The sequence below is a fragment of the Acidovorax sp. genome (genome assembly GCF_027492855.1).
GTDB lineage: Bacteria > Pseudomonadota > Gammaproteobacteria > Burkholderiales > Burkholderiaceae_C > Acidovorax.
Genome location: NZ_JAPUDY010000099.1, coordinates 61,777 through 81,804 on the forward strand (window position 1 = coordinate 61,777; position 20,028 = coordinate 81,804).

The following is a 20,028-nucleotide window of genomic DNA, read 5'->3' on the forward strand; positions in this document are numbered from 1 at the left end:
ATGCCTTATCAACCTGCCGAGCTGACCTATAACCATTACAGCAAGCCCCTGAACTTCCAGAACTGGCTGGATACCCACAGCGCGCGCCTCAAGCCCCCCGTGGGCAACCAGCAGATATGGCAGAACTCTGACCTGATCTGCACGGTGGTGGGCGGCCCCAACGAGCGTACCGACTTCCATGACGACCCCTACGAGGAGTACTTCCACCAGTTCAAGGGCAACGCCTCGCTGCTGATCGCTGATCGTGGCAAGTTCGAGCGTGTACACCTGCGCGAGGGCGATATTTTTCTGCTGCCCGCGCATGTGCGCCATTCACCCCAGCGGCCCGAGCCGGGCAGCCTGTGCACGGTGGTGGAGCGCAACCGGCCCGTAGGCTTCATCGATGCCTTCGAGTGGTACTGCGCCGCATGTGGCAGCCTGGTAGTGCGCAGCGAGTTGCAATTGCAGAGCATCGTCGAAGACCTGCCCCGGGCTTATTCCGCGTTCTACGACACACCGGCAGCCGAGCGCACCTGCGCGCACTGCGGCGAGGTGCATCCGGGCCGCGACTGGCGCAGTTGGCATGCCCGCTGTGCAGAGCGTTTTCCGAACACGGCGACTTCGGCATGACGGCGATGCGGCCCCGCGCACCGCTGCGGCTTGCCGTGATCGGCTTTGGCGCCATCGGCCAGGCCCTGGCCAGGGAACTGGCGGGCGACGCTGGCGTGCGGCTGGAGCAGGTCATCGTGTCACCCAGTTCGCGCGTGGCCGCGCAGGCGGCGTGCGCGGCGTTTGCACCGCAGGCGCGTGTGGAAAGCACCTTGGACCTGGGCCCCGGACAGTGCCCCGACCTTGTGGTCGAATGCGCGGGCCACGAGGCGGTGCTGGCCCATGTGGTGCCCGCGCTGCGGGCGGGGGTTCCCTGTGCGATGGCTTCGGTCGGCGCCTTGCATGACGCTGATTTGCTCGCCTGGCTGGAGGCGGCGGCGCGCGAGGGTGGCACGCGGCTGCAGCTGGTGGCTGGCGCCATTGGCGCCATCGACGCGCTGGCTGCGGCGCGTTTTGGCGGGCTTGACGAAGTGGCCTATGTGGGGCGCAAACCCCCGCTGAGCTGGGTAGGCACACCGGCCGAGCATGCTTTCGATTTGGCGCGGCTCACGGCGGCGCAGGTGATTTTTCGCGGCAGCGCGCGCGAGGCGGCGCGGCAGTTTCCCAAAAATGCCAATGTGGCGGCCACGGTCTCGCTGGCGGGGCTGGGGCTGGACCGCACCCAGGTAGAGCTGGTGGCCGACCCTGCGGTGGTGCGCAATGTGCACACGGTCATCGCGCGCGGTGCTTTTGGCCGGTTTGAACTGCAGATGGAAAACCTGCCGCTGGCCGCCAACCCCAAGACCTCGGCGCTGACGGTCTATAGCCTGGTGCGAGCGGTGCGCAATGCAGCGGTGGGCGTGGCCATCTGACGCAGAGGGTGTCGCTCAGTCGGTTTTGCCCGCGTTCACCCAGGCAAGGTCCAGCGGCCGGTCTTCGAACTCGGTGTTGAGCACCACGGTGCTGGTGGTGCGGGCCACGCCGTCGATGGCCTTGATCTCGTAGATCACGTCTTCCAGCGCGCGCGCGTGGGTGGTGCGGATCTTGGCCAAAAAGTCGTATTCGCCCGCCACGCTGTGCAGCTCTTCCACCTGGGGCATGGCGCGCAGGCGGGGGGCCACGTCGCGGCAGTGGATGCCGCCATCGTTGCGGATGGCCACGAAGGCGGTGAAATTCAAGCCCACGCGCTCCGGGTCCACGCTGATCGAAAAGCGGCGGATCACGCCCTTGTCCAGCAGCTTCTTCACGCGCTCATGCACGGCGGCAGTGGACAGCCCCACCTCCGCTCCCACGTCGGCATAGGAACGTCGGCCATCTGCCCCCAGTGCCGAAATAATTCTGGCGTCCATGTCATCTGTCTGAATATTTGCTTGCATAGTCGCCTGATTTTGGTAAAAATTCCGAAAACCTTGTGGTTTCCATAAATTATTCGGTGAAGTAAAGAATATGCCAGCGATTTTCAATGCGCAAGCCCGTGCAGCAAGCACCTGGGCGGTGGCCGTGGCCCTGCTGTTGGTCTATGTGGTGTGGGGCACCACGTACTTCGCCATCGGCATTGCGCTGCAGAGCATGCCGCCGCTGCTCATGAATGCCGTCCGCTTTTTGTGCGCGGGTGGGGTGATGCTGCTCATCGCGCTGTGGCAGGGGCATGCGTTGCCCACGGCCGTGCAGTGGCGCAACTCGGCCATCGTGGGCGGGCTGATGGTGTTTTTGGCGATGAACTTCATCGGCTTTGCGCAGAAGCTCGGCATTGGTTCGGGCCTGATGGCGACGGTGGTGACCACCATGCCCATGTGGCTGGCTTTGTGGTCGCGCTGGGGCGGCGAGCGTGTGCCTTTCACCAGCTGGATCGGCCTGGCGCTTGGTGTGGTGGGCGCGCTGTTGTTGGCGCTGGAGGGCGACTTTTCAGCTACCTGGCTCGGTGCGCTGCTGGCCTTTGGTGCGCCGCTGTGCTGGAGCATCGGCTCCTACGCGTCGCGCAAACTCTCGCTGCCCGCACCCGCCATGGCTTCGGCTGCACAATGGTTTGTGGGCGGTGCCATGGGGTTGGTGGTGGCGCTGTGGTTCGAGCCACTTTCCGCGCTGGGCCAGGTCAGCGCGAAGTCGTGGGCGGCATGGGTGTATTTGCTGGTGTTTGGCACGCTGGTCGCGCTCAATGCCTACCTGTGGCTGCTGCAGAACACCTCGGCCGCGCTGGCGGGCAGCTATTCGTTTGTGAACCCCGCCGTGGCCTTGCTGGTGGGGGTGGCGCTGGGTGGTGAGCTGCTCACGGGTTGGGTGTTTGCCGCGCTGCCGCTGATTGGCGCTGCGTTGGCGTTCATCCTGTACGGGCAGGTGTTGCAGCGGTGGATGGAAAAGCTCAGTCCGGGATTACGGCGGTTGCTTCAATCTCGATCTTCGCGCGCTCTTCCATGAGCCCCGCCACCTGCACGCAGGCCATCGCCGGAAAGTTCTTGCCCAGCACCTCGCGGTAGACCGCGCCCAGCTCCTTGAGGCGGCTGTTGTATTCGTTGCGGTCCACCACGTACCAGGTCAGGCGCACCAGGTGCTCGGGGCCTGCGCCACCGGCCTCGAGCACGGCGCGCACATTCAGCAGCGTTTGCCGGGTCTGGTCGATGAAGTCATCGCTCTCGAACTGCTGCTGTGCGTTCCAGCCGATCTGGCCGCCGGTGAAGACCATCGTGCCGCGCGCGGCCACGCCGTTGGCGTAGCCCTTGGGGGGCACCCAGCCGTCGGGTTGTAAAAGGGTGTGCATGGTCATGTTTTCTGAGCGCCCTGGCGCAGCTTGAAGCGCTGGAGCTTGCCGGTTTCGGTGCGGGGCAACGCGGTGGCGAACTCCACCACGCGCGGGTATTTGAATGGGGCGATGGTGGCCTTCACATGGTCCTGCAGCACCTTCACCATGGCGGCATCGCGGGTGTGGCCGGGTTTGAGCACACAGACAGCCTTGACCACCATGCCACGCTCTTCGTCGGGGATACCGATCACGCCGCACTCGGCCACGGCGGGGTGGCGCAGCAGGGCGTCTTCCACCTCGGGGCCGCCCACGTTGTAGCCGGCGGTGATGATCATGTCGTCGTCGCGCGCCTGGTAGAAGAAGTAGCCGTCGGCGTCTTGCACGAAGGCGTCGCCGGGGTAGTTCCAGCCGTTTTTCACATACCTGGCCTGGCGTGGGTCGTCCAGGTATTTGCAGCCCGTGGGGCCGATCACGGCGAGCCTGCCCACGGTGCCGCGCGGCACTTCGTGGCCATCATCGTTCACCACCTTGGCGGTGTAGCCGGGCACCACCTTGCCAACGGCGCCGGGGCGTGTTTCGCCGCCCGCCGATGAGATGAAGATGTGGAACATCTCGGTGGCGCCGATGCCGTCCGTCATGTCGATGCCGGTGGCGCTCTTCCAGAGCTGGCGTGTGGCGTCGGGCAGGCCCTCGCCCGCGCTCACGCAGGTGCGCAGCTGTGGCAGGCCGATCTGCCTGGCGAACGGCGCCATCTGGCGGTAGAACGTGGGCGCGGTGTAGCAGATGGTGACGCCCGCTTCGCGCATGAGGCGCACCATGGTCTCTGGCGTGTAGGGCTGGTCCGGAAAGTACACGCTGGCCCCGGCCCACATCGGAAACACGAGCAAGCCGCCCAGCCCGAAGGTGAAGGCCAGCGGTGGTGAGCCCGCCACGATGTCGTCGGGTGTGGCGCGCAGCACGTGGCGCGGCCAGGCCTCGCAGGCGGCCAGCACATCGCGGTGGGTGTGCACGGCGGCTTTGGGCGAGCCCGTGGTGCCAGACGTGAAGGCCATGAGGGCGATGTCATCCGCCGCCGTAGGGCAGGGCAGCGTGGCGCCGGGTTTGCCTTGCGTGCGCTGGAGCAGGTCAGCCGCATCGGGCGCGGTGTGGAAGGGCACGATGGTGGCCAGCACCGGGTGCTGCGCCTGCGCGGCCTGCAGCTCGGCCAGCAGGCGGCCGTCGCACAGGGCCAGCGTGGGCTGGGCGCGCTCGATGATGCTGGCGAGCTCGCCCGCGCGCAGCAGCGGCATGGTGGCCACTGCGATCAGCCCCGCGTAGACCGTGCCCAGCCAGGCCAGCGCCATCTCCACCGTGTTGCCGCCGCGCAGCAACACGCGGTTGCCGGGCACCAGGCCGTGGTCTTGTGTGAGCACTTCGGCAATGCGCGCGGCCTCGGTGCGCGCTTCCTGGTAGGTGACGATGCGGTGGGGGCCGCGCAGCAGCGGGCGGTGGGCATGGCCCGCGCGCTCGGCCTGGTCGAACAGGGCGTGCACCAGGTTGGCCTGGTCTGCGATCTGCAGCTCGGGCAGGTCGTAGCGCATGGTTGGCAAGGCGGATGCGGGCGGCAGCCGGTCGTGCACAAAATGGTCGGGTTGGGCGGATGGTTCGGAGGGGGCTTTCATGGGATCACTCCTGCAGGACGGCCTTGCCGATGATGAGTTTCTGCACTTCGGTGGCGCCTTCGTAGATGCGCAGCGAGCGGATGTCGCGGTACAGCGACTCGACCTTGCTGCCCACCTCCACGCCGCGCCCGCCGTGCAGTTGCAGCGCCATGTCGATCACGCGCTGGGCGTTTTCGGTGGCGGTCATCTTGGCCATTGCGGCCTCGGCGGTCACGCGCGGCTGGCCCTGGTCGCGCAACCAGGCCGCGCGGTAGGTGAGCAGCGCGGCGCTGTCCACCAGCGCGGCCATTTCGCCGATCTTGGCTTGTGTGAGCTGAAAGTCGGCCAGCGTCTGGCCGAACATGCGGCGCTGGCGTGCGTGGTGCACGGCCTCGGCCAGCGCGCGGCGCGCCATGCCCAGGGCTGCGGCAGCAACCGACGCACGGAAGATGTCGAGCGTGCGCATGGCCAGCTTGAAGCCGCCGTTCTCCTCGCCCAGCAGCGCTGCGGCGGGCACGGCGCAGTCAGTGAATTGCAGCGTAGCCAGCGGGTGCGGCGCCATCACGTGGATGTGGTGCGAGGTATCAAGCCCTGGCGTGTTCGCATCGACGACGAAAGCGCTGATGCCGCGTGTGCCGCCTGTGGGGTCGGTTTTGGCGAACACGCAGTAGAAGTCGGCGATGCCGCCGTTGCTGATCCAGGTCTTGGTGCCGGTCAGGGAATATGAATCATTTTTGCCGCTAGCGCTTGATTCATAAGCGCGAGCAGCTATTGTTTGCATAGCACCTACATCCGACCCCGCCTCGGGCTCGGACAGCGCAAACGCCGCGATCAGCTCACCCCGCGCCACACCCTGCAGGTAATGCGCCTGCTGCGCGGGGCTGCCTGCCAGCGTGATCGCACCGCTGCCCAAACCCTGCATCGCAAACGCGAAGTCTGCGAGTGGCGAGTGGTAGGCCAGCGTCTCGCGCAGCAGCACCAGCGCGCGCGAGTCGAGCGCGGGCAGAGCGCCGCCATGGGCGGCAGGCACGCAGTAGCGCAGCCAGCCGCCTGCGCCCAGGCGTTGCACCCAGTCGCGGCAGGCGGCGCGGTCATCGGTTTCATCGACCTCTTGCGCGGCGGCCCAGGGCAGCAGGCCCTCGGCCAACGTGCGGTGGGCATCGTCGAAAAAGGGCAGGGCCAGGTGCGCGGTAGAGGGCGGGCGGGGCGCGGGGGTCGTTGCAACGTGCATGGTGGGTGAGGGGCCTGTTTGAATTTCACACCCGTTCGGGCTGAGCCTGTCGAAGCCTTGCGCAGCGCTTCGACAGGCTCAGCCCGAACGGTTCGTGGGGTTGCATGTCGGATCAGCAGAAGATGGAGAGAAACCAAGGCGCTTTCGCATAAGCCTCTTTCCTAGTCCCCCTGGAACACCGGCTTTTGCTTGGCAGCGAAAGCCTCGTATGCGCGCCGGAAGTCTTCCGTCTGCATGCAGATCGCCTGGGCCTGCGCCTCGGCCTCAATGGCCTGCTCGATGGTCATGCTCCACTCCTGGCTGAGCATGGTCTTGGTCATGCCATGGGCGAAGGTGGGGCCGCTGGCCAGTGCGCGCGCCGTGGCCTGCACGTTGGCCAGCAGGTCGGTGCGCTCGTACAAATCGTTGAAGAAACCCCAGGCCAGGCCCTCGTGCGCGGTCATGGCGCGGCCGGTGAACAGCAGCTCGCTCGCGCGGCCCTGGCCGATCATGCGGGGCAGCAGGGCGCAGGCGCCCATGTCAGCACCGGCCAGGCCCACGCGGGTGAACAAAAAGGCTGTCTTGGTGGCCTCGGTGCCATAACGCATGTCGCAGGCCAGCGCCATCATGGCGCCCGCACCGGCGCAGATGCCGTCGATGGCGCCAAGCACGGGCTGTGGGCAGGCGCGCATGGCTTTCACCAGGTCGCCCGTCATGCGTGTGAACTCCAGAAGCTCGGGCATGCTCATGGTGGTGAGCGGGCCGATGATCTCGTGCACGTCGCCGCCCGAGCAGAAGTTGCCGCCCGCGCCGGTCACCACGATGGCCTTCACGTCGGTGGCAAAACGCAGCGCGTAAAAGAAGTCGCGCAGCTCGGCATAGCTCTGGAAGGTGAGCGGGTTCTTGCGGTCTGGCCGGTTGAGCGTGACGGTGCCAACGCCCGCATCAAAGCTCCAGGCGAAGTGTTCGGCCACGTAGCTGGCCTGTGGGTTGAATTGCTCGCGCATGGGGTTGTTTGCCCCGATGTAGTGCTTCATTCGGCGGTCTCCTGTGTGTGTTCTTTCACCTTGCCCAGCAGGCGGTACAAGGTGGCGATGTCGCGCTCGCCCAGCGTGGCGAAGGCCTCGACAATCCATTGCTCGTGTTGGCGCGCCATGCCGATAAATTGTTCGCGGCCCTGGGGCGTGAGGCGCACCAGGTAGGCGCGGCGGTCGCCCTCCACCTCCATGCGCTCCACCAGCCCTTCAGCCACGAGCTGGTCGGTGATTCCGGTGATGTTGCCGCTGGTCACCATCATGCGGCGCGAGAGCTCTTTCATCTTCATGCCGTCCGGCGCGCGCTCCAGTTGAGCCATCAGGTCGAAGCGCGGCAAGGTCGTGTCGAACTGCGCGCGCAGGCGGCTGCGCACCTGCTTTTCGATGAGCTGCGTGCAGGTGAGCATGCGCAACCACAGGCGCAGGGCCTCGGGGTGCTCGCTGGGGGCGGCGCCGTGCAGGCGGGCTTCGAGGTCCATGGCTAGCCTTCTTCCTCGGATGCTCTGTTTTTTGTAGCTGATTGCGCTTGATTGGCAAGCGCTAGCACCTGTTTTTGTTTGGATATCTCGCGCAGCATCTGGTCGCGGCCGCTGGTGTATTGCACCGGCCAGTCGGTGTGCGCGGCGGCCACGGGGCCCAGCTGTGCGGCGGCGTGCAGCGTCCAGGCCGGGTCGGCCAGGTGGGGGCGGGCAATGGCGCACAGGTCGGCACGGCCCGCGGCGATGATGCTGTTGGCATGGTCGGCCTCGGTGATGGCGCCCACGGCCATGGTGGCGATGCCGACCTCGTTGCGGATGCGATCGGCAAACGGTGTCTGGTACATGCGGCCATACACGGGGCGCGAGCCGCGCGTGGTCTGGCCGGACGAGACATCGATCAGGTCCGCGCCCGCCTGCTGGAACAGGCGCGCGATCTCGATGGCGTCGTCGGGTGTATTGCCATCGGGCAGCCAGTCGTGGGCCGAGATGCGCACGCTCATCGGCTTGTCCTGCGGCCACACGGCGCGCAGGGCGGTGAACACTTCGAGCGGGTAGCTGCAGCGGTTGGCGAGGCTGCCGCCGTATTCGTCGGTGCGCTGGTTGGTCGCAGGGCTGATGAAGCTGGCCAGCAGGTAGCCATGCGCACAGTGCAGCTCCAGCCAGTCAAAGCCGCAGGCCACGGCGCGCCGGGCGCTGGCGACGAAGGCAGCGGTCAAGGTGTCCATGTCGGCGCGGGTCATGGCCGCGGGTGTCTGGTTCTGCGCGCCATAGGCCAGTGGGCTGGCGGCCAGCAAGGGCCAGTTGCCTGCTTCCAATGGCTCGTCCGTGCCTTCCCAGCCCACGCGCGTGGAGCCTTTGGGGCCGCTGTGGCCCAGTTGCAGGCCGATTTTTGCAGTGCTGCTGCCGTGCACGAAGTTCACGATGCGGGCAAAGGCAGTTTGTTGCGCGTCGTTCCACAGGCCCGTGCAGGCAGGGGTGATGCGGCCTTCGGGCGTGGGGCTGGTCATCTCCACCATCACCAGCGCGGCACCACCCAGCGCGCGCGCGCCCAGGTGCACGAGGTGGAAGTCCTGCGGCACGCCATCGACCGCGCTGTAGGTGGCCATGGGCGAGACGACGATGCGGTTTTTGAGCGTCACGCCGCGCAGCGTGAACGGCGTGAGCATGGGAGGCACCGCCGCCTTGCCGCCCGCCAGCCAGGCCTCGTAGCCTTCGAGCCACGCGGCGTCGCGCAGCCGCAGGTTTTCGTGGCTGATGCGCTGGCTGCGGGTGAGCAGCGAATACGCGAACTGCTCGATGGGCATGCCGGTGTAGCGCGAAACGTTCTCGAACCACTCGGTGGAGTTGCGCGCCGCGTTCTGAATCTTGAGCACTTCCACACTGCGGCGCGCCTCGTAGTGCTGCAGAACGTCGTCGATGGGCAAGCCTGTGGCGAATTCGTTGGCCAGGTCGATCGCATCTTCGAGCGCGAGCTTGGTGCCGCTGCCGATGGAAAAATGCGCGGTGTGCGCCGCATCGCCCATCAGCACGATGGGCACGCGCTTGCCGCCAATGGTCTCGCGGTGCACCCAGGTGTTGCAGATCACGCGCGGAAAACGGATCCAGTTGGCCGAGCCGCGCAGGTGCGTGGCATTGCTGATGAGTGCGTTGCCATCGAGGTACTTCGCAAACAGCTTTTCGCAGAACGCAATGGCTTCGGGCTGTTCCATCTGATCGAGGCCGTGGGCCTTCCACACCGCCTCGGGCGTTTCGATGATGAAGGTGGAGGTGTCGGCATCGAACTGGTAGGCGTGGGCCTGGAACCAGCCGTGCTCGGTCTCTTCGAACGCAAACGTAAAAGCGTCGAGCTTTTTGTGTGTGCCCAGCCAGACAAAGCGGCATTCGCGCAGGTCGATGTCGGGCTGGTAGGTGGCTGTGTAGCGCGTGCGGATGCGGCTGTTGAGGCCGTCGCTGGCGATCACCAGGTCGGCGTTGTACTGCGCGGCGAGCGCCTGGTCGTCGGCCACATCGGTCTCGAACACCAGCTCCACGCCGACCGCCAGGCACCGGTCCTGCAGGATGTTGAGCAGGCGCTTGCGACCGATGCCGCAAAAACCGTGGCCGGTGGAGCGCACGCTGCGGCCCTTGAAGAACACCTCGATGTCGTCCCAGTGGTTGAACGCATCGCCGATGAGCGCTGCAGTGGGCGCATCGGCCGCGCGCAGGTTCTCGAGCGTCTGGTCTGACAGCACCACCCCCCAGCCGAAGGTGTCGAACGGCCGGTTGCGCTCCACCACCGTGACCCGGTGGGCTGGGTTTTGCTGCTTCATGAGCAGGGCGAAGTAGAGACCGGCGGGCCCGCCGCCAATGCAGAGGATGTTCATGCTGAAATAGTTTAGGTCTAAACAAAATGCTGTCAATGGGGTGTTCCCATCGCTGGGTGGAGGCCGACGGGCCTGCAGGCGGGTGTGGTCCAAGGCCGGTAGTTCGTGTTCAAAGTGCGGGGTTTTGCGTCCGGTGGGTTGGATGCGATGGCATCCCCGGCGCACAATAAGATGGGCTGTTCACGCAAGCCTGTTGGCGTGAACCACTGCATTCAATCCCTTGAAGAAAGCACTTTTCCCATGCTCTACAAGTTCAAATCCCGTTCCACCGCCGACCTGATCATGCTGGAGCCCGACGGCAAGCGCCTGCTGCAACTGATCGGCAAGGACCCCGGCCCGCGCGGCATCGTGACGGCCGAGCAGATTCCGGCCGCCGTGCAAGCCCTGGAGGCTGCGGTGTTGGATGAAGAGCGGCGCTTTGGCGAGGGCGGTCAGCCCGCCAACGCCGATGCTGCGGATGAGATGGAGCCCGATGACAAGGACCGCGACCCCGTGGGCCTGCGCCAGCGCGCCGCGCCCTTCATCGACATGCTGCGCCGCAGCGCCGCCGAAGGCAACGACGTGGTCTGGGGCGCGTAAAAGCCAGCCTGCCCCGCTTGGCCCGCCGGGTCTGCGGTGCGGGCGGCCGGGGTTTTAGTCCACCTTGGCGCCCGAGGCCTTGACCACCTGGGCCCACTTCTTGTGCTCATTGTCGATGTGCTTGGCAAACTCGGCAGGCGTGTTGCCGCCGGGGATGGCGCCTTGCGCCAGCAGCCGTTCCTTGATGGCAGGCGTGGCCAGTGATTTGGCCACCTCTTGCTGGATGCGGTTGACGATGTCGGGCGGTGTGCCTGCCGGTGCCAGCAGGCCAAACCAGGAGCTGGCCTCGTAGCCCTTGAGCATGGGGCCGCCCGCTTGCTCCACCGTGGGCACATCGGGCAGGGCGCTGGAGCGCTCCGCGCTGGTCACGGCCAGGGCGGTGAGCTTGCCTGCCTTGATCTGCGCCATGGACGAGGGCAGGTTGTCGAACATCACGTCGGCGTTGCCGCCCACCAGGTCCAGCAGCGCGGGGCCGGAACCCCGGTAGGGCAGGTGCAGCATGAAGGTGCCGGTCATGCTCTTGAACAGCTCGCCCGCCAGGTGGATGGAGGTGCCATTGCCGCTCGACGCCATGTTCAGCTTGCCGGGGTTGGCCTTGGCCGCGCGGATGAAATCCTGCACGTTGGTGATGCCCATGGACTTGGCCTTGTCGGCATTCATCACCATCACATTGGGCACGGCGGCCACCAGGGTGACGGGCACAAAGTCTTTGATGGGGTCGTAGGGCAGCTTGGCATAGAGCGCGCGGTTGATGCCGTGTGTGCCCACCGTGCCCATCAGCAGGGTGTAGCCGTCGCCCGGCGACTTGGCCACCACGTCGGCACCGACGTTGCCACCGGCGCCAGCGCGGTTGTCCACGATGAACTGCTGGCCGAAGGCACGCGAAAGCTCGGGGGCGATGGCGCGGGCCAGGATGTCGGTGGTGCCGCCGGGTGCGAAGGGCACCACAATGCGCACGGGCTTGTTGGGCCAGGCGCTCTGGGCCTGGGCGGTGGTGGGGGCCAGCAGCGTGGCGGCGCAGGCCAGTGCCACCACGCTGGCGGCGGCTGCAAGCGCACGGCGGCGCGAAGAAGAAAGGGCGAGGGGGTGGTGAAGAGCTTGTCGTGCCATGGCGTCCTTGAGGGTGCGGTTCTGTGTGCCCCTGTTCTACGCGGACCGGGGCCGCTCCGGCAGATGGATTACCCCAACCAGCACGCGATGCATGGCACAAGCGGCCCACAAAAAAACCGCCGACACCTTGCGGTGCGCGGCGGTTCGAGCAGCTGGAGTGCGCGACTGTTCGATCAGTCGATCAGTCGATCAGTCGATCAGTCGATCAGTCGATCAGTCAGCGTAAGTGCCGGCAGCCTTGATGACGGCGCCCCACTTGTCGATCTCGGCGGCCACGAACTTCTTGTGTTCGGCGCCATCCACGCGCTTGTCGGTCACGATCACAGCGCCCAGGCCTTCTTGCTTCTTGATGAAGTCGGCGTCCTTCAAGGCCACCTTGAGGGCTTCGTTGATCTTCTTGACCACGTCGGCGGGCGTGCCCTTGGGCGCGTACACGCCGTGCCAGATGCTCACGTTGAAGTCTTTCAGGCCGGATTCGGCCAGCGTGGGCAGGTCTTTGAGGGCGGGCGTGGTCAGGCGCTTGGCGGTGGTCACGGCGTATGCCTTGACCTTCTTGGCTTCGATCTGGCCCGTGGTGTTGGTGGTCTGGTCGCACAGCAGGTCGATCTGGCCGCCGATCAGGTCGGTGATGGCGGGAGCGGTGCCCTTGTAGGGGACATCCGTCATTTCCGTTTGCAGGGCCGACTTGAACATCAGGCCACACAGGTGCGACGCAGCGCCCAGGCCTGCGTTGCCCAGATTGATCTTGCCCTTGTTCTGCTGAATCCAGGCCGTCAACTCCTTGTAGTTGTTGGCGGGCATGCTGGGGCGCGCGATCAGCGTCATGGGCACTTCGTTGACCATGCCCAGGTACTCAAAGTCGTTGAGCACGTTGAACGGGAGCTTGCGGTACAGCGCGGGCATGGTGGACATGCCGATGTGGTTGAGCAGCAGCGTGTAGCCGTCGGGTGTGGCGCGTGCCACGCGGGCAGAGCCGATGGAGCTGCCAGCACCGGCCGTGTTGTCCACCACCACGTTCGCGCCCAGGGGCTTGCGCAGTGCCTCGGCCAAGTCGCGTGCCACGCGGTCGGTAGGGCCACCGGCGGAGAAAGGCACCACCAGGGTGACCGTCTTGTCCTTGGCGGGGAAGTCCTGGGCATTGGCGCCGAGGGCCGCAGCAGCGGCTGCGGCAATCAGTGTGACTTTCAGCATTGTTTTCATGGATGGATGCTCCTGTAAATGACGGGCCATGATAGCGAGGGGGGTCACGCGAGGCATTGCGGATAGTACGTAGCGCGCAGCCTGCGGTGAGTTTAAGGTGAATCAGGCTGTAGCGCTTGATTGTCAACGGATTGTTGCTATTAATTAGTGAGCAATCCTAGGGTAAACACTGCAATTTCCGTGCGACCAGAGTGGGCATGCTTTGCGCTGCCGCAAACTTCAGGATTCCCATCAAAGAGGGGCCGTTCCTTTTACTTGTAGCTGCGCGCGTCCTCGATCACCTTGCCATCGTTGGGCAGCGAACCAGGGGCCACCATCTGCACGTCGCCGCGCAGCTTGGTCACCTCGCGGATGGCATCGCCCAACTGGCGGGCCAGGCCTTCGGCCGTTTCGTTGGTCTCGACCTGCAGCACCATCTGGTCGTTGGCCATTTCGCCGCTGACTACCAGGCGTGCGCGCAGCACCTGCGGAAAACGTTTGGCGATAGAGGCCACCTGGCCGGGGTGCACGAACATGCCGCGCACCTTGGTGGTCTGGTCGGCGCGGCCCATCCAGCCCTTGATGCGGGTGTTGGTGCGGCCTGTGGGGCAGGCGCCGGGCAACACTGCCGAGAGGTCGCCAGTGCCAAAGCGGATCAGCGGGTAGTCGGGGTTGAGCGTGGTGACCACCAGCTCGCCCACCTCGCCCTCGGGCACCGGGTCGCCCGTGCCGGGGCGTACGATTTCGACGATCACGCCTTCGTCCAGCACCAGGCCTTCGCGCGCCGATGTTTCGTAGGCAATCAGCCCCAGGTCGGCCGTGGCGTAGCACTGGTAACCGGCAATGCCACGCGCGGCGAACCAGTCGCGCAGCGAGGGCGGAAAGGCCTCGCCCGAGACCAGGGCCTTGGTCACGCTGGGCAGCGCCACGCCCATCTCTGCGGCCTTTTCGACAATGATCTTGAGGAAGCTGGGCGTGCCGATGTAGCCCGCCGGGCGCAGCTCGGCCATGGCCTGCACCTGCTGCTCGGTTTGCCCCGTGCCGCCAGGGAACACGGTGCAGCCCAGCGCGTGGGCGCCTGTTTCCATCATCGAACCGGCAGGCACGAAGTGGTAGCTGAAGCTGTTGTGGATCAGCTCGCCGCCGCGAAAGCCCGCCGCATGAATGGCCCGCGCCATGCGCCAGTAGTCGCGCCGCGTGCCCTCGGGTTCGTAGAGGGTGCCGGGGCTGGCGAACACACGCGTCATGCCAGGCCCGAAGTCCAATGCACTGAAGCCGCCAAACACATTGGCCGCACGGCCTGCCTGCTGGCGCTCCAGCAACTCGTATTTGCGGGTGACGGGCAACCGGGCCAGCGCCTGGCGCGTGGTCACCGCCGCCGCATCCACGCCCGCCAGAATCCCGGCGAAGGCTGGTGAGGCTTTTTGGGCGTGGGCGATCTGTTGCGGCAACGCGGCCATCAGGGCCGCTTCGCGCTCCTGTGGACTGCGGGTTTCCAGGGCGTCATAGAACGTGCTCATGCCTGGGGTTCCTCTACGGTTTTATGAATGAAATAGGCCTTTTGCGCTTTCTGGTAAAGCGCGAATAGCTATGAGTTTGAGAGTGATTTCTTTGGCGAATCATTCTTTGCGTCCTCTTGAAAACGGCGTGGTCCGAACCAGCGCCACCGCGACAGGCGGCTTCTCAAGCCAGCCAGCGCTTGCGCCGCTTGTAGCTCTTCACATCCTTGAAGCTCTTGCGCTCGCCACCGCCCACGCCCAGGTAGAACTCCTTGACGTCCTCGTTGTTGGCCAGGTCGCTCGCAGCGCCGTCCATCACCACGCGGCCGCTTTCCATGATGTAGCCGTAGTCCGAATACTTGAGGGCCATGTTGGTGTTCTGCTCGGCCAGCAGGAAGGTGACCTTTTCCTTGGTGTTCAGGTCTTTCACGATGTTGAACACCTCTTCCACGATCTGCGGCGCCAGGCCCATGGAGGGCTCATCGAGCAGCACCATGCTGGGGTTGGCCATCAGCGCGCGGCCGATGGCGCACATCTGCTGTTCGCCGCCCGAGGTGTAGGCCGCCTGCGAGGTGCGGCGTGTCTTGAGGCGCGGAAAGTAGTTGTAGACCTTCTCCAGATTGGCCGCGATCTCGGCCTTGCTGGTGCGGGTGTAGGAGCCCGTCATCAGGTTCTCTTCAATCGTCAGGTGGGCAAAACAGTGCCGCCCCTCCATCACCTGCACCACGCCGCGCTGCACCAGGTCGGCGGGCGAGAGATTCTCGATGCGCTCGCCGCGCAGCTCAATGGAGCCCTTGGTGACCTCGCCGCGCTCACCCTTGAGCAGGTTGGAGATCGCGCGCAGCGTGGTCGTCTTGCCCGCGCCGTTGCCCCCCAAAATGGCCACGATGCTGCCCTCGCGCACCTGCAACGAGACGCCCTTGAGCACCAGGATCACGTGGTTGTAGATGACCTCGATGCCGTTGACGTTGAGAACGATATTGCTGTTGGAGTCCATGGTGTTGCCTTCCTGTACCAATCCAAAAAGCTGGCGCACAACTCTTTGGATTGGCGGCTGCCAAAAAAGCAACCGCTGTTCACTGGCCCGAGAAACTGTCGCTGCCCAAGCCAGTGCCACCGCGCAAGGGCCGCCCCGCCGCGCTGGTGGCGTCCCCCTTCCCGCAGCGCGTAGCGCTAAGAGAGAAGGGGGAAGCGGCAAAGCCGCTCAGGGGGATGTACTTAGCTCTGGCAATCCGCCGCATCCCGGCGCGTCATCTTCTTGTCGGCCAGGTACTTGTCGGCACCGGCCTTGACCATGGGCTTGAGGATCTGCTCATCGGCCTGGTACCAGTCAGATGGGGAGCCCCACTTGCTGCCGTCCCAGGTGTGTACGCGGGCCCAGGTAGAGCCCATGTGGTCGGCGCAGCTGGTGGAGATGGGGCGCATCAGGTCCTTGAAGCCCAGTGCGTCCAGCTTCTTCTGGTCAAGGGCCAGGTTTTCCATGCCCCAGCGCACTTGCTCGCCAGTCATGACCTTGCCCTTGCCAAAGCGCTCTTGCGCACGGCGCACGGCTTCCACGCTCAGCATCTGAATGATCACGCCGCGTGTGTACAGCACCGAGCCCACTTCATCCTTGGGGCCTGTGCCCTGGCCTGCGCCATGCACGTGCTTCATGATGTCCTGGATCACCTTGGACTGGGTGCCATAGCCGTTGAGCGTCAGGGCGTGGTAGCCCTTGGCGCCTTCGCCTACGTCACGCACATCGGGTTCCGCGCCCGCCCACCACACGCCATACATCTTGTCGCGGGGGTAGCCCGTGGCCTGTGCTTCCTTCACGGCGGTGGAGTTCATCACACCCCAGCCCCACAGCAGCACGTAGTCGGGGCGGCTTTGGCGCACCTGCAGCCAGGTGGCTTTCTGCTCCACGCCAGGCGCAGTCACAGGCAGCATCTGCAGCTCAAAGCCATGCATCTTGGAGCGTTCCTGCAGCAGCGGGATAGGCTCCTTGCCGAACGGGCTGTCGTGGTACACCAGCGCGATCTTCTTGCCCTTGAGCTTGTCCAGGCCGCCAGCGGCCTTGCCGATGTGCTGGATCAGGATGTCGGCGCCGGTCCAGTAGCTGCCCATGAAGGGGAAGTTCCACTTGAACGCCTGGCCGTCCTGCGCCACCGACAGGCCATAGCCCAGCGTCATCAGCGGAATCTTGTCCACGGGGGCCTTCTCGGTCAGCGCGAAGGTGATGCCGGTGGACTGGGGGTCGAACAGCGACACGCCGGGCTTGCCCTTCAGGCGCTCGTAGCACTCCACGCCGCGGTCGGTGGCGTAGCCGGTTTCGCATTCTTCAAAGGTGAGCTTCACACCGTTGATGCCGCCATCGCGGGCGTTGATCATCTTGATGTAGTCCTGCTTGCCGTTGGCCCATGGCACGCCGTTGGGTGCATAGGGGCCGGTGCGGTAGGACAGCAGCGGGAAGAACTGCTCCTTGGCTTGCGCAAAGGCGCTGGTGGTGACGGCCGAGGCGCCTGCGGCAACCACCGCAGCGGCGATCACGAGTTTCGAAAGCTTCATGGATGTCTCCTTTGAATGAATGTGTTGAAGCACGGGAAAAAACCAGAGGGACAGACAGTTAACGCGGCAATGCGGGCTGGCCGTATCAGGAATTGCGAGTAAGGGGTTTCCGCAAGGGCTCTTCGCTCAATGAGGGAAGGGCCACAGGCGCAGCTTCTGCTTGGCGGTGGACCACAGCTTGGCCAGGCCATGCGGCTCCACGATCAGGAACCACACGATCAGCGCGCCGAAGATCATCAGCTCGGCGTGCGAAACGCCTGCGGTGGACACCTCGATGCCGAACAGGCCCATGAACGCAGGCAAAAACTGGTTGAGCACGATGGGCAGCACCACGATGAAGGCCGCGCCAAAGAAGCCCCCCGAGATGGATCCGAGCCCGCCGATGATCACCATGAACAGCAGGCGAAACGAGATTTCCACCGAGAACGCAGCGGGCTCCCAGGCGCCCAGGTGCACGAAGGCCCACAGCGCACCGGCCATGCCCACGATGAAGGAGCTCACGGCAAACGCGCTGAGCTTGGCGTACATGGGGCGAATGCCAATCACGGCGGCGGCCACGTCCATGTCGCGGATGGCCATCCACTCGCGGCCAATCGCACCGCGCACCAGGTTCTTGGCCAGCAACGCCACAACCACCAGCAGCGCCAGGCAGAAGATGTATTTGCTGGTGGCGCTTTCGATGGGCATGCCCAGCACCTGCAGGTTGTTCACCGACACCGAGCCCGAGTCGGAGTTGTTGGTGAACCACTTGATGCGCAGGAACATCCAGTCGCTGAAGAACTGCGCGGCCAGCGTGGCCACGGCCAGGTACAGCCCCTTCACGCGCAGGCTGGGCAGCCCGAACAGGATGCCGAAGAAGGTGGCGCACAGCCCGCCCAGAATCAGCGCCGGGATCAACGGCATGCCCGGAAAACGCACGAAGAAGTTGTAGGCCCCGTAAGCGCCCACGGCCATGAAGGCGCCCGAGCCTAGCGAGATCTGGCCGCAGTAGCCCACCAGGATGTTCACGCCCAGGGCCGCCAGCGCCATGATGACGAAGGGGATCAGGATGGCGCGGAAGATGTAGTCGCTGGCCAGCATGGGCACAACAAGGAAGGCCACGGCCAGCAGCAGCGCAATGCCGATGCGGTCTTGCGCGATGGGAAAAATCTGCTGGTCGGCGCGGTAGCTGGTCTTGAACTGACCGTTTTCGCGGTAAAGCATAGGGGGCTCCTGTTCTTGTCGTTATGGGTTACACGCGGTCGATGATCTTGTGCACGGGGGCGCACCTGCGGTGCCCTGTGTGAACTTCGTTCCCGCAGTCAACGCGCTGCGCACGTTGTGCCTCCTTCGAAAAATCATGGCTCTCGTATTTCATACGCGATCAATGATTTTTTCGCCGAACAAGCCTTGGGGCCTGAACAAGAGGAACACCAGCGCCAGCACATACGCAAACCAGATCTCGATGCCCCCGCCCACGAATGGGCCCAGGTACACCTCCGAGAGCTTCTCGCCCACGCCAATGATCAGCCCGCCGATGATGGCGCCCGGCACGGATGTGAGGCCACCCAGGATCACCACCGGCAGCGCACGCAGCGCCACCGTGGTCAGCGAGAACTGCACGCCGAGCTTGCTGCCCCAGATCATCCCGGCCACCAGTGCCACCACACCCGCCACGCACCACACGATCACCCAGATGCGGTTGAGCGGAATGCCGATGGACTGGGCGGCCTGGTGGTCGTCGGCCACGGCGCGCAGCGCGCGGCCGGTGGATGTCTTCTGGAAGAACACGCTGAGCAGCGCCACCAGACCGGCCGCGATGGCGGCGGCGATCACGTCTTCCTTGTTGATCAGGATGCCGCCCTGGAAGATGCTGTCGAGCATGAAGATCGGCTCCTTGGGCATGCCGATGTCGATCTTGTAGATGTTGCTGCCGAACATCGTCTGGCCCAGGCCTTCCAGGAAGTAGGTGATGCCCAGCGTGGCCATGAGCAGCGTGGCGCCCTCCTGGTTCACGAGGTGGCGCAGCACCAGCTTTTCAATCAGCCAGGCCACCACGAACATGATGGCGCCCGCGATCACGAAGGCTGCGAGGTTGGCCACGATGGGGCTCTCGATGCCGGTCCACTTGGGGATCCACTCGGCAAAGCGGGCCATGGCCAGCGCGGCGAACAGCACCATCGCGCCCTGCGCGAAGTTGAAGACGCCCGAGGCCTTGTAGATCAGCACGAAGCCGAGCGCCACCAGCGAATACAGCATGCCGGCCATGAGGCCGCCAATCAGTGTTTCCAGAAAGAATGCCATGTGTTTTTCTCCCGATCAGTGCGATGTGCCCAGATAGGCACTGATCACGTCTTCGTTGCTGCGCACTTCATCGGGGCTGCCGTCGCCGATCTTCTTGCCGTAGTCGAGCACCACCACGCGGTCGCTGATGTCCATCACCACGCCCATGTCGTGCTCGATGAGCACGATGGTGGTGCCGAACTCGTCGTTCACGTCCAGGATGAAGCGGCACATGTCCTGCTTTTCTTCCACGTTCATGCCGGCCATGGGCTCGTCGAGCAGCAGCACCTGCGGCTCCATGGCCAGTGCCCGGCCCAGGTCCACGCGTTTTTGCAGGCCGTAGGGCAGTTGGCCCACGGGGGTCTTGCGGAAAGCCTGGATTTCGAGGAAGTCGATGATGTGTTCGACATATTCGCGGTGGCGAATCTCCTCGCGCTCGGCGGGGCCGATGCGCAGCGCCTGCAAGAGCAGGTTGCTTTTGATCTTGAGGTTGCGGCCGGTCATGATGTTGTCGATCACGCTCATGCCCTTGAACAGCGCCAGGTTCTGAAAGGTGCGCGCCACGCCCATCTCGGCCACCTGGCGCGAGTTCATGTGGTCAAACGTCTTGCCCCTGAACGTGATGGAGCCTTCGGACGGCGTGTACACGCCGTTGATGCAGTTGAGCATGGAGCTCTTGCCTGCGCCGTTGGGGCCGATGATGGCGCGGATCTCGTGCTCCTTGACGTTGAACGAGATGTCGGTCAGCGCCTTCACCCCGCCAAACCGCAGGCTGATGTTCTTGACGTCGAGGATGACGTCGCCGATCTTTTTCTTGGTCAT

19 protein-coding genes are annotated in these 20,028 nt (G+C 64.9%); 4 read left to right on the forward strand and 15 right to left on the reverse strand.

From position 1 onward, the window contains the following. Together Q0105_RS18605 and Q0105_RS18610 are read left to right on the forward strand one after the other, a co-directional pair. Positions 1-609 carry a 3-hydroxyanthranilate 3,4-dioxygenase gene (locus Q0105_RS18605; RefSeq protein WP_298213837.1) on the forward strand — a complete coding sequence of 203 codons (609 nt, stop codon included), beginning with the start codon at positions 1-3 and terminating at the stop codon, positions 607-609. A 5-nt stretch (positions 610-614) separates the two neighbouring features. Beyond that, positions 615-1,439, forward strand: a complete 825-nt coding sequence (locus Q0105_RS18610) for an aspartate dehydrogenase (RefSeq protein WP_298214442.1) — start codon at positions 615-617, stop codon at positions 1,437-1,439. A gap of 15 nt (positions 1,440-1,454) precedes the next feature. On the opposite strand, the gene Q0105_RS18615 is transcribed toward Q0105_RS18610, so the two are convergent. Further along, entirely contained in the window at positions 1,455-1,916 is a 462-nt protein-coding gene (locus tag Q0105_RS18615) for an Lrp/AsnC family transcriptional regulator (protein ID WP_298213839.1), read from the reverse strand. A gap of 97 nt (positions 1,917-2,013) precedes the next feature. On the opposite strand from Q0105_RS18615, the gene Q0105_RS18620 reads away from it, so the two are divergent. Beyond that, complete coding sequence (locus tag Q0105_RS18620; RefSeq protein ID WP_298213841.1) at positions 2,014-2,982, forward strand: EamA family transporter; 969 nt, start codon at positions 2,014-2,016, stop codon at positions 2,980-2,982. Here the strand turns inward: Q0105_RS18620 and Q0105_RS18625 are convergent. From Q0105_RS18625 to Q0105_RS18650, 6 genes are all read right to left on the reverse strand, one after another. Then, positions 2,927-3,322 (reverse strand): RidA family protein, encoded by a 396-nt coding sequence (locus Q0105_RS18625; protein ID WP_298213843.1) that lies wholly within the window; start codon positions 3,320-3,322, stop codon positions 2,927-2,929. The two genes, Q0105_RS18620 and Q0105_RS18625, sit on opposite strands and share 56 nt — an antisense overlap. A gap of 2 nt (positions 3,323-3,324) precedes the next feature. Continuing rightward, positions 3,325-4,965, reverse strand: a complete 1,641-nt coding sequence (locus Q0105_RS18630; RefSeq protein ID WP_298213845.1) for an AMP-binding protein — start codon at positions 4,963-4,965, stop codon at positions 3,325-3,327. Between the two features lie 4 nt (positions 4,966-4,969). Next, positions 4,970-6,175 carry an acyl-CoA dehydrogenase family protein gene (locus Q0105_RS18635; protein ID WP_298213847.1) on the reverse strand — a complete coding sequence of 402 codons (1,206 nt, stop codon included), beginning with the start codon at positions 6,173-6,175 and terminating at the stop codon, positions 4,970-4,972. 161 nt (positions 6,176-6,336) lie between these two features. Continuing rightward, entirely contained in the window at positions 6,337-7,191 is an 855-nt protein-coding gene (locus Q0105_RS18640) for an enoyl-CoA hydratase family protein (protein WP_298213850.1), read from the reverse strand. Next, entirely contained in the window at positions 7,188-7,667 is a 480-nt protein-coding gene (locus tag Q0105_RS18645) for a MarR family transcriptional regulator (RefSeq protein ID WP_298213852.1), read from the reverse strand. Before Q0105_RS18645 ends, Q0105_RS18640 begins: the two co-directional genes overlap by 4 nt. 2 nt (positions 7,668-7,669) lie before the next feature. Beyond that, a complete protein-coding gene (locus tag Q0105_RS18650) occupies positions 7,670-10,030 on the reverse strand; it encodes a bifunctional salicylyl-CoA 5-hydroxylase/oxidoreductase (RefSeq protein WP_298213854.1) in 2,361 nt (786 codons plus the stop codon). 240 nt (positions 10,031-10,270) lie between these two features. Here Q0105_RS18650 and Q0105_RS18655 point away from each other — a divergent pair, with 240 nt between their 5' ends. Then, positions 10,271-10,609 carry a DUF1840 domain-containing protein gene (locus tag Q0105_RS18655; RefSeq protein WP_298213856.1) on the forward strand — a complete coding sequence of 113 codons (339 nt, stop codon included), beginning with the start codon at positions 10,271-10,273 and terminating at the stop codon, positions 10,607-10,609. Positions 10,610-10,663: 54 nt separating this feature from the next. On the opposite strand, the gene Q0105_RS18660 is transcribed toward Q0105_RS18655, so the two are convergent. The 8 genes from Q0105_RS18660 to Q0105_RS18695 all read right to left on the reverse strand — a co-directional run bounded on the left by Q0105_RS18660 (position 10,664) and on the right by Q0105_RS18695 (position 20,028). Continuing rightward, on the reverse strand, positions 10,664-11,719 hold the full coding sequence (locus tag Q0105_RS18660; protein ID WP_298213858.1) for a tripartite tricarboxylate transporter substrate binding protein: 1,056 nt from the start codon (positions 11,717-11,719) through the stop codon (positions 10,664-10,666). Positions 11,720-11,932: 213 nt separating this feature from the next. Then, on the reverse strand, positions 11,933-12,919 hold the full coding sequence (locus Q0105_RS18665; RefSeq protein WP_298213860.1) for a tripartite tricarboxylate transporter substrate-binding protein: 987 nt from the start codon (positions 12,917-12,919) through the stop codon (positions 11,933-11,935). 251 nt (positions 12,920-13,170) lie between these two features. Further along, positions 13,171-14,418 carry an AMP-binding protein gene (locus Q0105_RS18670; protein WP_298213861.1) on the reverse strand — a complete coding sequence of 416 codons (1,248 nt, stop codon included), beginning with the start codon at positions 14,416-14,418 and terminating at the stop codon, positions 13,171-13,173. Between the two features lie 163 nt (positions 14,419-14,581). After that, positions 14,582-15,394 carry an ABC transporter ATP-binding protein gene (locus tag Q0105_RS18675; RefSeq protein WP_298213863.1) on the reverse strand — a complete coding sequence of 271 codons (813 nt, stop codon included), beginning with the start codon at positions 15,392-15,394 and terminating at the stop codon, positions 14,582-14,584. 221 nt (positions 15,395-15,615) lie between these two features. Then, positions 15,616-16,944 (reverse strand): ABC transporter substrate-binding protein, encoded by a 1,329-nt coding sequence (locus tag Q0105_RS18680; protein ID WP_298213865.1) that lies wholly within the window; start codon positions 16,942-16,944, stop codon positions 15,616-15,618. A 126-nt stretch (positions 16,945-17,070) separates the two neighbouring features. Next, positions 17,071-18,147: a branched-chain amino acid ABC transporter permease gene (locus Q0105_RS18685; protein ID WP_298213867.1), complete on the reverse strand. Its 1,077-nt coding sequence runs from the start codon at positions 18,145-18,147 to the stop codon at positions 17,071-17,073. A 150-nt stretch (positions 18,148-18,297) separates the two neighbouring features. Then, positions 18,298-19,227 carry a branched-chain amino acid ABC transporter permease gene (locus Q0105_RS18690; RefSeq protein ID WP_298213869.1) on the reverse strand — a complete coding sequence of 310 codons (930 nt, stop codon included), beginning with the start codon at positions 19,225-19,227 and terminating at the stop codon, positions 18,298-18,300. 15 nt (positions 19,228-19,242) lie between these two features. Beyond that, complete coding sequence (locus Q0105_RS18695) at positions 19,243-20,028, reverse strand: ABC transporter ATP-binding protein (RefSeq protein ID WP_298213872.1); 786 nt, start codon at positions 20,026-20,028, stop codon at positions 19,243-19,245.

Coding starts and splice junctions, on each gene's coding strand:
- Q0105_RS18680 (WP_298213865.1), bottom strand. CDS start 16,944: ATGAAGCTTTCGAAACTCGTGATCGCCGCTGCGGTGGTTGCCGCAGGC.
- Q0105_RS18610 (WP_298214442.1), top strand. CDS start 615: ATGCGGCCCCGCGCACCGCTGCGGCTTGCCGTGATCGGCTTTGGCGCC.
- Q0105_RS18665 (WP_298213860.1), bottom strand. CDS start 12,919: ATGAAAACAATGCTGAAAGTCACACTGATTGCCGCAGCCGCTGCTGCG.
- Q0105_RS18605 (WP_298213837.1), top strand. CDS start 1: ATGCCTTATCAACCTGCCGAGCTGACCTATAACCATTACAGCAAGCCC.
- Q0105_RS18645 (WP_298213852.1), bottom strand. CDS start 7,667: ATGGACCTCGAAGCCCGCCTGCACGGCGCCGCCCCCAGCGAGCACCCC.
- Q0105_RS18640 (WP_298213850.1), bottom strand. CDS start 7,191: ATGAAGCACTACATCGGGGCAAACAACCCCATGCGCGAGCAATTCAAC.
- Q0105_RS18615 (WP_298213839.1), bottom strand. CDS start 1,916: ATGGACGCCAGAATTATTTCGGCACTGGGGGCAGATGGCCGACGTTCC.
- Q0105_RS18685 (WP_298213867.1), bottom strand. CDS start 18,147: ATGCTTTACCGCGAAAACGGTCAGTTCAAGACCAGCTACCGCGCCGAC.
- Q0105_RS18690 (WP_298213869.1), bottom strand. CDS start 19,227: ATGGCATTCTTTCTGGAAACACTGATTGGCGGCCTCATGGCCGGCATG.
- Q0105_RS18630 (WP_298213845.1), bottom strand. CDS start 4,965: ATGAAAGCCCCCTCCGAACCATCCGCCCAACCCGACCATTTTGTGCAC.
- Q0105_RS18660 (WP_298213858.1), bottom strand. CDS start 11,719: ATGGCACGACAAGCTCTTCACCACCCCCTCGCCCTTTCTTCTTCGCGC.
- Q0105_RS18650 (WP_298213854.1), bottom strand. CDS start 10,030: ATGAACATCCTCTGCATTGGCGGCGGGCCCGCCGGTCTCTACTTCGCC.
- Q0105_RS18635 (WP_298213847.1), bottom strand. CDS start 6,175: ATGCACGTTGCAACGACCCCCGCGCCCCGCCCGCCCTCTACCGCGCAC.
- Q0105_RS18670 (WP_298213861.1), bottom strand. CDS start 14,418: ATGAGCACGTTCTATGACGCCCTGGAAACCCGCAGTCCACAGGAGCGC.
- Q0105_RS18655 (WP_298213856.1), top strand. CDS start 10,271: ATGCTCTACAAGTTCAAATCCCGTTCCACCGCCGACCTGATCATGCTG.
- Q0105_RS18625 (WP_298213843.1), bottom strand. CDS start 3,322: ATGCACACCCTTTTACAACCCGACGGCTGGGTGCCCCCCAAGGGCTAC.
- Q0105_RS18620 (WP_298213841.1), top strand. CDS start 2,014: ATGCCAGCGATTTTCAATGCGCAAGCCCGTGCAGCAAGCACCTGGGCG.
- Q0105_RS18675 (WP_298213863.1), bottom strand. CDS start 15,394: ATGGACTCCAACAGCAATATCGTTCTCAACGTCAACGGCATCGAGGTC.
- Q0105_RS18695 (WP_298213872.1), bottom strand. CDS start 20,028: ATGACCAAGAAAAAGATCGGCGACGTCATCCTCGACGTCAAGAACATC.